Origin of the sequence: Vibrio sp. SCSIO 43155, assembly GCF_023716605.1 — a bacterium.
Classification (GTDB): domain Bacteria; phylum Pseudomonadota; class Gammaproteobacteria; order Enterobacterales; family Vibrionaceae; genus Vibrio; species Vibrio harveyi.
Map to the genome: position 1 here is coordinate 2,849,166 of NZ_CP071852.1, position 15,279 is coordinate 2,864,444.

Annotated in this window: 14 protein-coding genes and 2 tRNA genes; 2 read left to right on the forward strand and 14 right to left on the reverse strand. The window is 45.1% G+C overall.

Annotated elements, in window-relative coordinates:
* Positions 1 to 135 precede the first annotated feature (135 nt).
* From rpsO to rlmE, 13 genes are all read right to left on the reverse strand, one after another.
* Positions 136 to 405, reverse strand: a complete 270-nt coding sequence (gene rpsO / locus J4N44_RS13550; protein WP_005449146.1) for a 30S ribosomal protein S15 — start codon at positions 403 to 405, stop codon at positions 136 to 138.
* A 149-nt stretch (positions 406 to 554) separates the two neighbouring features.
* A complete protein-coding gene (truB, locus tag J4N44_RS13555) occupies positions 555 to 1,499 on the reverse strand; it encodes a tRNA pseudouridine(55) synthase TruB (protein WP_005449147.1) in 945 nt (314 codons plus the stop codon).
* A complete protein-coding gene (rbfA, locus tag J4N44_RS13560; RefSeq protein WP_005449148.1) occupies positions 1,499 to 1,906 on the reverse strand; it encodes a 30S ribosome-binding factor RbfA in 408 nt (135 codons plus the stop codon). The genes truB and rbfA overlap by 1 nt, the downstream gene beginning before the upstream one ends.
* A gap of 109 nt (positions 1,907 to 2,015) precedes the next feature.
* Positions 2,016 to 4,703 carry a translation initiation factor IF-2 gene (gene infB / locus J4N44_RS13565; RefSeq protein WP_252044550.1) on the reverse strand — a complete coding sequence of 896 codons (2,688 nt, stop codon included), beginning with the start codon at positions 4,701 to 4,703 and terminating at the stop codon, positions 2,016 to 2,018.
* 21 nt (positions 4,704 to 4,724) lie between these two features.
* On the reverse strand, positions 4,725 to 6,212 hold the full coding sequence (nusA, locus tag J4N44_RS13570; protein ID WP_005449151.1) for a transcription termination factor NusA: 1,488 nt from the start codon (positions 6,210 to 6,212) through the stop codon (positions 4,725 to 4,727).
* Positions 6,213 to 6,248: 36 nt separating this feature from the next.
* Entirely contained in the window at positions 6,249 to 6,704 is a 456-nt protein-coding gene (gene rimP, locus J4N44_RS13575) for a ribosome maturation factor RimP (protein ID WP_005449153.1), read from the reverse strand.
* A gap of 231 nt (positions 6,705 to 6,935) precedes the next feature.
* Positions 6,936 to 7,012: transfer RNA gene (locus J4N44_RS13580), tRNA-Met, on the reverse strand.
* Between the two features lie 56 nt (positions 7,013 to 7,068).
* Positions 7,069 to 7,152: transfer RNA gene (locus J4N44_RS13585), tRNA-Leu, on the reverse strand.
* Positions 7,153 to 7,170: 18 nt separating this feature from the next.
* Entirely contained in the window at positions 7,171 to 7,509 is a 339-nt protein-coding gene (secG, locus tag J4N44_RS13590) for a preprotein translocase subunit SecG (protein ID WP_005449155.1), read from the reverse strand.
* Positions 7,510 to 7,734: 225 nt separating this feature from the next.
* Positions 7,735 to 9,075, reverse strand: coding sequence for a phosphoglucosamine mutase (gene glmM, locus J4N44_RS13595; RefSeq protein ID WP_252044551.1), 1,341 nt, complete (start codon positions 9,073 to 9,075; stop codon positions 7,735 to 7,737).
* Positions 9,076 to 9,093: 18 nt separating this feature from the next.
* The gene (gene folP / locus J4N44_RS13600) at positions 9,094 to 9,924 is read right to left on the reverse strand and encodes a dihydropteroate synthase (RefSeq protein WP_009698723.1); all 831 of its coding nucleotides are present in this window, start codon (positions 9,922 to 9,924) and stop codon (positions 9,094 to 9,096) included.
* A 68-nt stretch (positions 9,925 to 9,992) separates the two neighbouring features.
* Positions 9,993 to 11,972, reverse strand: a complete 1,980-nt coding sequence (gene ftsH / locus J4N44_RS13605) for an ATP-dependent zinc metalloprotease FtsH (RefSeq protein WP_009698724.1) — start codon at positions 11,970 to 11,972, stop codon at positions 9,993 to 9,995.
* 108 nt (positions 11,973 to 12,080) lie between these two features.
* Positions 12,081 to 12,710: a 23S rRNA (uridine(2552)-2'-O)-methyltransferase RlmE gene (gene rlmE / locus J4N44_RS13610; protein WP_005439450.1), complete on the reverse strand. Its 630-nt coding sequence runs from the start codon at positions 12,708 to 12,710 to the stop codon at positions 12,081 to 12,083.
* Positions 12,711 to 12,848: 138 nt separating this feature from the next.
* Between rlmE and yhbY the strand changes: the two genes are divergently transcribed.
* Positions 12,849 to 13,145, forward strand: coding sequence for a ribosome assembly RNA-binding protein YhbY (gene yhbY, locus J4N44_RS13615; protein ID WP_005425257.1), 297 nt, complete (start codon positions 12,849 to 12,851; stop codon positions 13,143 to 13,145).
* 91 nt (positions 13,146 to 13,236) lie between these two features.
* Here yhbY and greA read toward each other — a convergent pair whose 3' ends face one another.
* Entirely contained in the window at positions 13,237 to 13,710 is a 474-nt protein-coding gene (greA, locus tag J4N44_RS13620) for a transcription elongation factor GreA (RefSeq protein WP_005439449.1), read from the reverse strand.
* Positions 13,711 to 14,247: 537 nt separating this feature from the next.
* Between greA and J4N44_RS13625 the strand changes: the two genes are divergently transcribed.
* The gene (locus J4N44_RS13625) at positions 14,248 to 15,258 is read left to right on the forward strand and encodes a porin (RefSeq protein ID WP_017817695.1); all 1,011 of its coding nucleotides are present in this window, start codon (positions 14,248 to 14,250) and stop codon (positions 15,256 to 15,258) included.
* The last annotated feature ends 21 nt before the right edge of the window (positions 15,259 to 15,279 follow it).

The following is a 15,279-nucleotide window of genomic DNA, read 5'->3' on the forward strand; positions in this document are numbered from 1 at the left end:
TCTAAACGAGATTAAGCCGCGTGTAGTATAACGGCATAAGTCTGATTTGGCTAAGCTATAGCAGTCAAAATAAGTAACAGGCAACAAAAAAGGGGCATAAAGCCCCTTTTAGACAAACTGCTATGCAGTCGCTTATTAGCGACGTAGGCCTAGACGCTTGATTAGGTCTTGGTAGCGAGCTAGATCTTTACCTTTTAGGTAATCTAGAAGCTTACGACGACGAGAAACCATACGTAGAAGACCACGACGGCTGTGGTGATCGCCTTTGTGTGCTTTGAAGTGACCTTGTAGGTGGTTGATAGAAGCTGTAAGTAGAGCTACTTGAACTTCTGGTGAACCAGTGTCGCCTTCGCCTTGTGCGTATTCTGCAACGATTGCTGCTTTAGTTTCTGCATTCAGAGACATAATTCTCTCCTAATAAGAGTAGGTTAATATTTGTGCCAGCCAATCTCTGATTCAGCCGACACGAGGAGCGCGAATTATAAGGAAGTTTCCTCACTCGCGCAATATAAAAATACCGGCAATGATGCCGGTATTTTTTAAGCTTTGCGAAGTTACTCTTCGTCGCGGAAAACCACTAAACGTTTTGGTGCTACTTTTCCATCGTCGTTAACTTCTGCTACACCGATAAACAGCTTCTCTTCACCTGAAGTCATGCGAATTGGCGTACCCTCTGGCGCACCCAACACCTGCACGGGCATACCGTGTTGTACTAGGTTAGTCAGCTCTGCGTTTAGGTTTACCTCAGGTAAATCTTCAACGGCAGTGTCCATTGGCAGTAGCAGTGGATCAAGCAACTCTTTTGGTGCCACTTCATCACGATGCGCTTGCTCAAGCAGCTCATTAAGTTGCTCTAGCGTCACCATTTTTTCGTACGGGTATTTAGCAACACCAGTACGACGAAGCATAGTCACGTGTGCGCCACAACCAAGCATCTCACCTAGGTCATCAACAATTGTACGGATGTAAGTACCTTTTGAGCAGTGCACTTCCATCTCAACTTCATCACCTTCAAAACGGTGAAGTACGATTTCATATACCGTGATCTTGCGAGATTCACGTGGTACTTCAATACCTTTGCGAGCGTACTCGTACAACGGCTTGCCTTGGTATTTCAATGCTGAGAACATTGAAGGTACTTGGTCTGATTCACCACGGAACGTATCAATGCACGCTTCTAGCTTCTCCAGATTCACATCAATAGGACGTGTCTCTACCACTTCGCCATCAGAGTCAGACGTATCAGTGCGCTCACCCAGTTTTGCGATTACACGGTAGCGCTTGTCTGAATCCAACAAGAACTGAGAAAACTTGGTTGCTTCGCCTAAGCAGATTGGCAACATGCCCGTCGCTAATGGGTCCAATGCACCCGTATGACCCGCTTTCTCAGCAAAGTAGATACGCTTTACTTTTTGCAGTGCATCATTTGAAGAAATACCTGTTGGTTTATCCAACAAGATAACGCCATTAATTGGACGACCTTTACGACGACGAGCCATTACTCTTCCCCTGCCTGATCTTCTTCGCGACCAGAATCTTGTTGTTTGCGTTTATCTTCGCTCACAACTTCAGAAACTAGGTTCGACATGCGCATACCTTCTACTAGCGTGTTATCGTAGTAGAAACGGATTTCAGGCGTTAGACGTAGGCGAATACGCTTACCTAGCATCATTCGGATGTGTACTTCGTGCTCACGTAGCGCTGCTAGGCATGATTCTGGCGTCTGCTCACCCACGCATAGGAAAGTAACGAATACTTTTGCGTAAGCAAGATCTCGTGATACTTCTACATCTGAAATCGTAACCATGCCTAGGCGAGAGTCACGAACTTCGCGTTGAAGGATCATCGCTAGTTCTTTTTGCAGCTGCTGTGATACGCGCTGCGTGCGGCTAAATTCTTTTGACATATTCATTCTCTTAGATAGAAAGAATGGGGGGATGGTCAAGCCAGCCCCCCATGGTGTATTCAACAACCAATTACTATTTGTCTTTCAGACGGTTAGTAATTTTAGTCAATTAGTCTAGAGTACGTTTTACTTCAACGATTTCGAATACTTCGATCTGGTCGCCCACGCGAACGTCGTTGTAGTTCTTAACGCCGATACCACACTCGTAGCCATTCTTAACTTCTTGAACGTCATCTTTAAAGCGACGAAGTGATTCTAGCTCACCTTCGTAGATAACAACGTTGTCGCGTAGAACGCGGATTGGGTTGTTACGCTTAATTAGACCTTCAGTAACCATACAACCAGCGATTGCGCCCAGTTTCGGTGACTTAAATACGTCACGTACTTCAGCAAGACCAATGATTTCTTGCTTGAATTCTGGAGCAAGCATACCGCCCATTGCTTGTTTAACTTCGTCAATCAATTGGTAAATGATTGAGTAGTAACGTAGATCAACGCTTGCTGCTTCAATCGCACGACGAGCAGATGCGTCAGCACGTACGTTAAAGCCAAGGATGATTGCGTTAGAAGCTTCTGCAAGAACTGCATCAGTTTCTGTAATACCACCAACACCAGAACCAACGATGTTTACTTTCACTTCGTCAGTAGACAGTTTCAGTAGTGAGTCAGCAATCGCTTCCACAGAACCTTGTACGTCTGCTTTAAGAACTACGTTTAGCTCAGCAACTTCACCAGCAGTCATGTTAGAGAACATGTTCTCTAGTTTAGATTTCTGCTGACGAGCAAGTTTCACTTCACGGAACTTACCAGCACGGTAGTTCGCTACTTCACGTGCTTTACGCTCGTCACGTACTACTGTTGCTTCGTCACCTGAAGATGGTACGCCTGAAAGACCTAGGATCTCTACAGGGATAGATGGACCAGCTTCTGTGATTTCTTTACCTAGTTCGTCACGCATTGCACGAACACGGCCGTATTCTTGACCACAAAGAACGATGTCGCCTTTGTTTAGCGTACCTGATTGAACAAGTACTGTTGCTACTGGACCACGACCTTTATCTAGACGAGATTCAACAACAACACCAGACGCCATGCCTTCTGCTACAGCTGTAAGCTCTAGAACTTCAGACTGAAGAAGGATTGCTTCTAGAAGACCGTCGATATTTGTACCCTGTTTAGCAGAGATGTGAACGAACATGTTCTCACCACCCCATTCCTCAGGGATTACGTCGTATTGAGCTAGCTCATTCTTAACGTTGTCTGGGTTCGCGTCTTCTTTATCGATCTTGTTCACAGCAACAATCAAAGGAACGCCTGCCGCTTTCGCGTGCTGGATCGCTTCAACTGTTTGTGGCATTACACCATCGTCTGCTGCTACTACAAGAACAACGATATCTGTCGCTTGAGCACCACGAGCACGCATAGCGGTAAACGCCGCGTGTCCAGGAGTATCAAGGAACGTGATCATGCCGTTATCAGTTTCAACGTGGTAAGCACCGATGTGCTGCGTGATACCGCCCGCTTCGCCTGAAGCAACGTGAGTACGACGGATGTAGTCAAGTGTTGACGTTTTACCGTGGTCAACGTGACCCATGATTGTTACAACTGGAGCACGAGGTACTGCTTCTGCGTTTGTATCACGATCAGATAGTACTGCTTCTTCCAGTTCGTTCTCTTTACGAAGAACTACCTTGTGACCCATTTCTTCAGCAACAAGTTGTGCTGTTTCTTGGTCGATCACTTGGTTGATAGTCGCCATAGCGCCCATCTTCATCATTACTTTGATAACTTCTGTCGCTTTAACCGACATCTTGTTAGCAAGTTCAGAAAGAACGATTGTCTCACCAATTACTACATCTTGTTTCGCTACAGTCGCAGACTTGTCGAAACCGTGTTGCATAGAAGTTGGTTTAGCAAGTTTGCCTTTGTTACGACCCTTGCCACCACGTTGGTTACGACCACCACGTGATTGTTCTTCTTTGCCAGCTGATTTCTTCTTCTTACGACGTGCACCGCCTTCTTGTTGACGGTCAGCTGCATCTTCAGCTTCACGTGCGTAACGAGAAGTAGTTACGTGGTAGTCAGAGTTCTCTAGCTCTTTCTTCTTAGTCTCTTCTTCAGACCAACGAGCTTCGTTCTCTTCTGCAAGCTTACGAGCTTCTTCAACGAGTTTTGCAGCTTCTTGCTCTGCTTTACGTTGAGCTTCTTGTTCCTGACGTGCTTTTAGCTCATCAGCTTCTTTCTTAGCTTGCGCATTAGCATCCGCATTTTTTGCATTCATTTCTTTCTTAGCCTTATCAGCTTGTGCGCGTTTTGCCTTTTCTTCAGCTTCACGTTTTGCATCCGCTTCACGTTTCGCTTTCTCATCGGCTTCGCGCTGTGCTTTCTCTGCAGCTTCACGTTTGGCTTGTTCTTCAGCCTCACGCTTCGCAAGCTCTTCAGCTTCACGTTTTGCTGCTTCCTCAGCCTCACGTTTTGCGTCGTCTTCGATAGTGCTGCGCTTCACATATGTGCGCTTCTTACGCACTTCTACTTGAACATCCTTACTTTTGCCGCCACCTGCTGCAACACTTAGCGTGCTACGAGTCTTACGTTGAAGCGTCAGTCTAGTAGGTTCAGATTCGCCCGACTTATCGCCGTGCTCTTTCTTCAGGTGAGAGAGAAGCTTCTGCTTCTCCTCATCCGATACATGGTCAGAACTCGCTTTGTTCATGCCAGCGTCAGCAAGTTGTTCCATTAAGCGGTCGACTGGAGTACCAATCTCTTCACTCAGAGCTTTAACTGTTAATTGTGTCATGCCGCTTCCTCCTTGCTGATATTATGCTTCTTCGCCGAACCAACAGATGTTACGTGCAGCCATGATAAGCTCGCCTGCACGCTCTTCTGTCAGGCCTTCAATACCTTCTAAATCGTCGATACCTTGGTCAGCTAGGTCTTCTAGTGTTGCCACGCCTTTAGCTGCCAGTTTAAACGCCATTTCGCGCTCTAGACCTTCAAGACCTAGCAGATCTTCAGCAGGCTCTAGACCTTCGAATGACTCTTCTTGTGCTAGAGCGATTGTCGTTAGTGCGTCTTTCGCACGGCTACGAAGCTCTTCTACAAGCTCTTCGTTCAGACCATCAACTTCTAGTAGTTCGTTAACAGGAACGTACGCAACTTCTTCTAGTGTTGAGAAACCTTCTTCAACAAGCAATTGAGCGAAGTCTTCTTCAATGTCTAGGTACTTCATGAAGTTTTCGATAGACGCTTGAGACTCTTCAGCGTGTTTCTTCTGAAGATCTGCCACAGTCATTACGTTCAGTTCCCAACCAGTTAGTTGAGACGCTAGACGTACGTTCTGACCGTTACGACCGATAGCTTGCGCTAGGTTGTCCGCTTCAACAGCGATGTCCATTGAGTGAGCATCTTCATCAACGATGATAGAAGCAACGTCAGCAGGAGCCATTGCGTTGATAACGAATTGAGCTGGGTTATCGTCCCAAAGAACGATATCAATACGCTCACCACCAAGTTCGCCAGATACTGCTTGAACACGAGCACCACGCATACCAACACACGCACCTACAGGGTCGATACGTTTGTCGTTTGTTTTAACAGCGATCTTAGCGCGAGAACCTGGATCACGTGCAGCGCCTTTCAGTTCGATGATTTCTTCAGCGATTTCTGGCACTTCTACGCGGAATAGCTCAGCCAACATTTCTGGCTTAGAGCGAGTGATGAACAGTTGGAAACCACGCGCTTCAGGAGCAACTTTGTACAAAAGACCACGAACACGGTCACCTGGACGGAAGTTTTCACGAGGAAGTTGGTCATCACGTAGGATTACCGCTTCAGCGTTGTTACCTAGATCAAGTACAACTGTATCGCGGTTCACTTTTTTAACAACACCAGTGATCAGATCACCTTCGTTGTCGATGAACTGTTCTACGATTTGTGCACGCTCTGCTTCACGTACTTTTTGTACGATAACTTGCTTAGCAGTTTGAGTCGTAATACGGTCGAATGTAACTGACGGGATATCGTCTTCTACGAAATCACCTAGTTGAATGTCTGCATCTTCGTATTGTGCAGCTTCTAGAGAGATTTCTTTTGTTGGGTTTTCAACGTCTTCTACAACCAACCAACGGCGGAATGTTTCAAACTCACCTGTTTTACGGTCGATAGCTACACGTACATCGATTTCGATTTCGTATTTTTTCTTTGTAGAAGTCGCTAGAGCAATCTCAAGAGCTTCAAAGATACGCTCACGAGGTACCGCTTTTTCGTTCGATACCGCTTCTGCTACCGCTAAAATTTCTTTACTCATTGTATTTAGCCTCTAAGCTTCAAATTTTTTAGGGAACTAAAATTTAGGGATCAGGTTAGCTTTTGAAATATTACTTAGAGCAAACTCTTCTTGTTGCCCTTCACAAGTAACTGCGATTGTCTCACCATCTACGCTATGGATAATACCTTTCCACTTACGACGGTTTGCAACAGCCATTTTCAATACGATGCTGACCTCGTGACCAATAAATTGCTCGTAATGTGCTGCTTTGAAAAGTGGTCTTTCTAAGCCTGGAGAAGAAACTTCTAGGCTGTAAGCAACAGAAATTGGATCTTCAACGTCTAGTACTGCGCTAACCTGATGGCTTACTTCTGCACAAGCATCTACGTTGATACCATTTTCATGGTCGATGTAGATGCGTAGCGTTGAGTGCGCACCCGCACGAATAAATTCTAATCCAACCAACTCGTAGCCTGATGCCTCTACTGGAGCTTCAAGCATTTCAGTAAGTTGTCTTTCTAAACCAGTCATTTGAACCACTCCAGAAACAAAAAAAGGGCTCAGAGCCCAATCAAAAAACCAAGCAGTATCTGAGTTCATTTACAAAAACTCAGATAACAAAAAACCCCGAAAGTCGGGGTTTTATGCTGCTGGACCCTGATACGTTAAGAATAGCCAAGAAATGCTTTTCTTAACTCACAGTGTGGTTAGCACTGTGCAAACTTGCCAATCGAATCATCCTTTCCAACTGAAAGAAGAGATTGGTTGCGGGGGCCGGATTTGAACCGACGACCTTCGGGTTATGAGCCCGACGAGCTACCAAGCTGCTCCACCCCGCGTCCGACTTGATGAGCATTATACGCTCACACAAGTGATTTACAAGTTTGTAAATTCATGGTGCCGAGAGAGGGACTCGAACCCTCACACCTAAGGCACTAGCACCTCATGCTAGCGTGTCTACCAATTTCACCATCTCGGCTACATAAACCTTTACAGCTTATTGTGGAATCTCATCACCTGCTGGTGCTGGAACTTCACTTGCTGCATCTTTAACTTGTTCTACAACTGGTTGACCTAGTGTTGGGTCTACCCATTGTGACTCAGTCTTGTGCGTAGACATACGACCAAGTAGCAAGCTAACGATAAAAAATACGGTTGCTAAAATAGCAGTTGTTCGGGTTAAGAAATTACCTGAGCCGCTTGCACCAAACACTGTGTTTGAAGCACCTGCACCGAACGAGGCTCCCATATCTGCGCCTTTACCTTGTTGAATCAACACAAGGCCAATCACACCAAGCGCCGCCAACAGGTAAATCACAAGTAGAACTGAAAACATTTTTTTCCACCTATGTTCCAAATTGTTGAGCCAGCGCCGTTCAAAAACAATCGTGTTTATTTATGAACAAGGCTAGCGACCTCCTAACGGGAGGCGGAGCAATACTAGCGAAAGCCAGTAACGCTGACAAGGGAAAATTAGTAAAAAGTCACCACTAACGCATTAAGCGCTCAAAAAAAGGGCAAAAGATGCCCTTTTCTCTCGCAAAACAGGTTAAAGCAATGATTAACAACTTGCTTTTACAGCTTCTGCAATCTTAAGCGCAGAGCTTTGTACAAGTTCAGCATCTTCACCTTCTACCATGACTCGGATTAGAGGCTCAGTACCAGATTTACGTAGCAATACGCGACCTTTGTCACCAAGCTCAGCTTCCACTTCCGCTACTGAGTCTAGTACAACCTGCGCTTCAAGTGGGTTACTTTGACCTGCAAAACGCACGTTTTCTAGTACCTGAGGATAAAGCGTCATGCCTTGTGACAAGTCGTGTAGTGTCATATCACTGCCAACTACAGAAGCAAGAACTTGCAGTGCAGCAACAATTGCATCACCCGTAGTGACTTTGTCTAGTAAGATAACGTGACCTGAGTTTTCAGCGCCAATCTTCCAGCCTTTAGCAAGTAGTTGCTCCATCACGTAACGGTCACCAACTGCGGCACGAATAAATGGGATACCCAGTTGTTTTAGACCATTTTCCATACCTAGGTTGGTCATTAGCGTACCAACAACACCGCCTTTTAGTTCGCCACGACGCAGAGCATCACGAGCGATAATGTAGGCAATTTGGTCGCCGTCAATCTTGTTGCCCAAATGGTCAACCATCATGATGCGGTCGCCATCACCATCGAATGCAAGACCAAGGTGAGCTTGCTCTTCCACAACACGCTTTTGTAGGGCACGAACGTCTGTCGCACCGACTTCTGCATTGATGTTAGTGCCGTTTGGCTCAACACCCATAGCAATCACTTCTGCACCTAACTCTTTGAATACGTTAGGAGCGATGTGGTAAGTCGCACCATGTGCACAGTCAACAACGATCTTAAGGTTTGCTAGGCTAAGTTCTGACGGGAAGGTGCTCTTACAAAATTCAATATAACGACCCGCGGCGTCATTAAGGCGAGTTGCTTTACCAAGTTCAGCAGACTCTACACATTCGATATCTTTATCTAGCTCAGCTTCAATAGCCAGTTCGATGTCATCAGGAAGTTTAGTCCCCTCAGATGAGAAGAACTTAATGCCGTTATCGTAGTATGGGTTATGTGACGCTGAAATAACGATACCAGCTTCCGCTCGGAAAGTTTGTGTTAGGTATGCAACTGCTGGCGTTGGCATCGGACCAGTAAAGGTAGCCTTTAGACCTGCCGCAGCTAGACCAGCTTCAAGTGCAGACTCAAGCATGTAACCTGAAATACGGGTATCTTTACCGATGATAACTTTCTTAGTGCCTTGTTTTGCTAGTACACGACCAGCCGCCCAGCCAAGCTTTAGTACAAAGTCCGGAGTAATTGGGTATTGTCCTACTTTCCCGCGTACACCGTCAGTACCAAAATAACGTCTTTTATCAGACATAAAATTTCCTTAATTCTTTTAGATATTATTGTTCGTCATCTCAACAACTTTCATTGCCTCAATGGTTTCTTCAAAGTCATGTACTCGAATGATCTGCGCACCTTTCATCGCAGCAATTGTCGCGCAGACAACGCTAGCATTTGCGCATTCTGCTGCTGGTTTTTCCAACAATTTAAAGATCATTGATTTACGTGACATACCGGCCAAAATTGGCAGACCGAATTCATGAAACTTATCGAGGTGTGCCAGCATATGATAATTGTGTTCAATGGTTTTGCCAAAGCCAAAACCTGGATCAAGAATAAGTTGAGACTTATCGATGCCCACGGACTCACAGGCAGCAATGCGTTCTTGAAGAAATGCAGAGACATCATCCATCAGATCATCGTATTGAGGATTAGTCTGCATAGTGCGCGGTTGACCTTTCATATGCATCAAGCAAATAGGAAGGTTTGCTTTCGCGGCAACTTCTAACGCCCCCGGCTCTTGGAGAGCACGCACATCGTTAATCAAGTCTGCCCCAGCTTCAATAGCTTGACGCATGACTTCCGCTTTACTGGTATCAATAGAAATCCACACATCATGTTTTGCGCGAATCGCTTTGATTACAGGGACCACACGCTGCAACTCATCTTCTAATGCAACATCTGGAGCCCCTGGACGCGTAGACTCCCCGCCAACATCAATAATGCTAACGCCAGCAGCAATCATTTTTTCGACTTGAGCAAGTGCACGCTCTAACGAGTTGAATTTACCACCATCAGAAAACGAGTCTGGAGTGACATTGAGGATCGCCATAACATGCGAGTGGGAAAGGTCGAGAGATTTGTTGTTTGCTTTAATAATCATAGCTTTAATAATCACAACAGAAACAAAAACCCCGAGCCTAACTCGGGGTTTTTTATTAACGCTACTCTTTATTCAGAGTCTTTCTTTTCTGGAGCTTCACTTGAAGTCGCTTCTTGAGACGTTGGTTGTTCTACCGGTTTAGTCGGTTCAACTGGTTTCTCTTCCGCTTTCACTTCAGGTTTAGCCTGAGGCTTATCGTTATCTTCTGGTTTGTTTGCAGGCTTATCACCCCAACCAGCAGGTTCACGAATCTCAGTCTTACGCTCCATCAGGTCATCAATCTGGCCAGCATCAATGGTTTCATACTTCATTAGCGCATCTTTCATCGCATGCATGATGTCCATGTTGTCTTCCAGAATTTGCTTCGCACGGTCGTAGTTGCGGTCGATGATCTTACGAACTTCATCATCGATTAGCTTCGCTGTGTCATCAGACATATGTTTAGTCTGTGTCACGCTACGTCCTAGGAACACTTCACCTTCTTCTTCCGCATATAGAAGCGGACCAAGTTTTTCAGAGAAGCCCCATTGCGTCACCATCTTACGAGCAATATCAGTTGCACGCTCGATATCGTTCGATGCACCCGTCGATACTTTATCAGCACCGTAGATTAGCTCTTCAGCAAGACGACCACCGTACAAACTAGAAACCATAGATTCTAGGTGTTGGCGAGACATGCTCACACGGTCTTGCTCTGGTAGGTACATAGTCACACCAAGCGCACGACCACGTGGAATGATAGAGACTTTGTACACAGGGTCATGTTCTGGTACTAGGCGACCAACAATCGCGTGACCTGCTTCGTGGTAAGCTGTTGATTCTTTTACTTCTTCAGACATCACCATTGAACGGCGCTCTGCACCCATCATGATTTTGTCTTTCGCTAGTTCAAATTCAACCATAGAAACGTTGCGCTTGTTACCACGCGCAGCAAATAGGGCTGCTTCGTTTACTAGGTTTGCTAAGTCAGCACCAGAGAAGCCAGGTGTACCACGTGCGATTAGAGAAGGCTCTACGTCACCTGCTAGAGGTACTTTGCGCATGTGTACTTTAAGAATCTGTTCACGACCACGTACGTCTGGAAGACCAACAACAACTTGACGGTCAAAGCGACCAGGACGCAGTAGTGCTGGGTCCAACACGTCTGGACGGTTAGTCGCTGCGATAACAATGATACCTTCGTTACCTTCGAAACCATCCATTTCAACGAGCATTTGGTTTAGGGTTTGTTCACGTTCATCGTGACCACCACCTACACCAGCACCACGCTGACGACCTACTGCATCAATCTCATCGATAAAGATGATACAAGGTGCCGCTTTCTTCGCTTGTTCGAACATGTCACGCACACGAGACGCACCAACACCAACAAACATTTCTACGAAGTCAGAACCAGAGATAGTAAAGAAAGGCACTTTTGCTTCACCAGCAATGGCTTTCGCTAGAAGCGTTTTACCAGTACCTGGAGGACCAACCATAAGTACACCTGTCGGGATCTTACCGCCCAATTTTTGGAATCGGCTTGGATCGCGTAGGTAGTCAACCAGTTCTTTAACGTCTTCTTTTGCTTCATCACAACCTGCGACATCCGCAAAAGTCGTCTTGATCTGCTCTTCGCTCATCATACGAGCTTTGCTCTTACCAAAAGACATGGCGCCTTTACCGCCGCCACCTTGCATTTGACGCATGAAGAAAATCCACACACCAATCAGTAAGATCATAGGGAACCAAGAAATGAAGATTGTGCCAAGTAAGCTTTGCTCTTCAGGAGGCGTGCCTTGCACTTTCACGTTTTGGTTAATTAGGTCATCTAGAAGCTTTTGATCGTACACAGGCATGTAAGTGACCATTTTGGCACCGCCGCCACGACGAACAAAACTAATTTCACCGTCTTTAAAAGTTGCTTCTTGAATCTGGCCTTGGCCAACTTCCTGTACAAACGTGGTGTAATCCACGGTTCTGCCATTGCTCTCTCCAGGGCCAAAGCTCTGGAATACCGACATCAACACGACAGCGATAACAAGCCACAGAATTAAATTTTTTGCCATGTCACTCAAGGTGTCAGCCTCTCGATAACTAATTGTAATTAAAGGTAGGGTACTACAGTTTATTAGCTGTAGCTATAGTGTTAACCATGCTCTAAACGAGCGAAATAGTTAACCTTTGTAACCAGTGGCTACAACAAAGACTTCTCGTGAGCGAGCTCGCGATGAGTCTGGTTTTCTGATTTTTACGACTTTAAACATGTCTCGGACTTCTTTCACAAATTGATCGAAGCCTTCACCCTGGAAAACCTTTACGACAAAGCTACCATTAGGTGCTAGAACTTGTCGACACATATCTAAAGCCAATTCAACTAAATACATAGCTCGTGGCTGATCTACGGAATTGTTACCAGCGATGTTTGGAGCCATATCAGACATTACTACGTCCACCATCGAAGGTTGGATTCTTTCCAATAGAGCGTCTAAAACCGCCTCGTCACGAAAGTCACCTTGCAAAAAGCTTACACCAGCGATTGGATCCATAGGTAATAAGTCACATGCGATGATTTGACCTTCTTCACCTATTATCTTAGCAGCATATTGAGACCATCCACCTGGAGCGGCGCCTAAATCGACGACTGTCATCCCAGATTTCAACAATTTATCTTTTGTTTGGATCTCTTCAATTTTGAAGTAAGCACGAGAACGATAGCCTTTTTTACGAGCTTCGTTCGCATATTTATCGTCAAAGTGTTCTTTCAACCAACGACCAGAACTAGCCGAATGTTTTTGTTTACTCATCTTAATCCCAACAAGGCGTAATTAGGAGCTATTGTTTTAATAGGCTCAACCTATTACTCAATAAATTATAGTCTTCAGCAATAGATGGCGTTAAAATAGCTTTTTTCAACCCTTATTTTAAAGAAAATTGGCCGCGTAATGAACCTAAGCACCAAACAAAAGCAGCACCTAAAAGGCCTGGCTCACAGTTTAAAACCTGTTGTGCTAATGGGCGCAAATGGACTTACAGAAGCCGTGCTAGCAGAAATTGAAATCGCTCTTGACCACCACGAACTGATCAAAATTAAGGTTGCATCAGAAGACCGTGAGACAAAACAGCTGATCATCGACGCTATCGTACGTGAGACGGGCGCTGAAAAAGTTCAGACAATCGGTAAGGTACTTGTGCTATACCGCCAGTCTGAAGAGCGTAAAATCGAAATCCCACGTAAGTAATATCTGCTTGCGCAGCGGAAGAAGAAAAGGTCGCCATAGGCGACCTTTTTTGCATCTAGAGTTTATTTCAGCTAACCGTTAGAACACGAAGTTAGATGTACTCAACGCTGTCGATTTCGAAGTCTTTCGCTCCGCCAGGAGTTTGAATAACAACTTCGTCACCTTCCATTTTACCGATCAAGCCACGAGCAATTGGTGAGCTAATCGAAATACGACCCGCTTTAATATCTGCTTCGTCATCACCCACGATTTGGTAGGTTTTCTCTTCTTCTGTATCACAGTCAATCAGAGTAACGGTTGAACCAAAAATCACCTTACCAGTGTTGTCCATCGTTGTTACGTCAATGACTTGAGCAACAGATAGCTTGTATTCAATGTCACGAATTTGTGCTTCACAGATCCCCTGCTCTTCACGAGCTGCATGGTATTCTGCGTTTTCCTTCAAGTCGCCTAGTTCACGCGCTTCTGCGATTGCTTCTGAAATTTGCGGGCGGAGCTTTAGTAGACGATCGAGTTCTGTACGTAGCAACTGTTCGCCACGTAGTGTCATTGGAACTTTTTCCATTATATAACCTCAAGGCCAAAGGTGTCTTTGGACAAAAAAATCCCACCCAATCATAGGGACTGGGTAGTACGTTCAAAGATTCTGTTTTGGTTAGTTTAAACAAACTAGGGTGTGAAATCACCTTAATTCGATTTCGCGACTCAGTTGTGTGGTTAATACCACGCCATCAATCGTTTTTAGATTTACGCATCATCGCAATTTATTGAAAAACAACACTGTTCATTACACTAAAAACATCAAAAAAGATAAAAACAAATCAATGTCAGACTAATGTTAGGCAAGATATAATCATTTAAAAACAACACTTTAAGATGAAATAACAACCAATTGAACAGTGTTCATTAGTTGGATTTATATCATTTTACTAACTCATAAGGAAACTTTAGCAGTAAAACATGTCCGGCAAGTTATTTCGTTATGGCTTTTTCGAGTGTGGGCATTTGCCGCGAATGAAACTATACGAACAACAATAGCTTGTGAGAGATAACCTCTCCCCCATAAAACAATGATTATGGACAGCTAACTAGGACAAATAAGATGAAAAAGACTCTAATTGCTCTTTCTGTATCTGCAGCAGCTATGGCAACTGGCGTTAACGCAGCTGAACTTTACAACCAAGACGGCACTTCTCTAGAAATGGGCGGTCGCGCTGAAGCACGTCTATCTATGAAAGATGGCGACGTAGCGGACAACTCTCGTATCCGTCTAAACTTCCTTGGCACACAAGCAATCAACGACAACCTATACGGTGTTGGTTTCTGGGAAGGTGAATTTACTACTGCTGAAGAAGGCGGCGTAGACGGCAACAGCAACCTTGACACTCGTTACGCATACGCTGGTCTAGGCGGTGCATTCGGTGAAGTTACTTACGGTAAAAACGACGGTGCGTTAGGCGTTATCACTGACTTCACAGATATCATGGCGTACGCTGGTAACTCTGCTGCTGACAAACTAGCTGCAGCTGACCGTTCAGACAACATGCTGTCTTACAAAGGTCAATTCGAAAACCTAGCAGTTAAAGCTAGCTACCGTTTCGCTGACCGCGTAGAAAACGCAGCTGGTACTGAGTACACTGATAACGGCGAAGATGGCTACTCTCTATCTGCTATCTACACTCTAGGCGACACTGGTCTTGACCTAGGTGCTGGTTACGCAGACCAATCTGACGCTAACGAATACATGCTTGCTGCTTCTTACACAATGAACGACCTATACTTTGCAGGTCTATTCACTGACGGTGAAAAAGAAGCAACATTCAAGAAAACTGTAGATTACACTGGTTACGAACTAGCAGGTGCTTACACTCTAGGTCAAACAGTGTTCACAACGACGTACAACAACGCAGAAACTAACAACGAAACTTCTGCAAACAACTTCGCAGTTGACGCGTCTTACTACTTCAAGCCTAACTTCCGTGGTTACGTATCGTACAACTTCAACCTAATTGATGCTGGCGATGCTATGGGCTCAACGACTTCTGCTAACTACAAAGCAACGAAGATCGATTCTGAAGACGAGCTAGCTCTAGGTCTACGTTACGACTTCTAATTCAGTCTTACGACTTGAAGA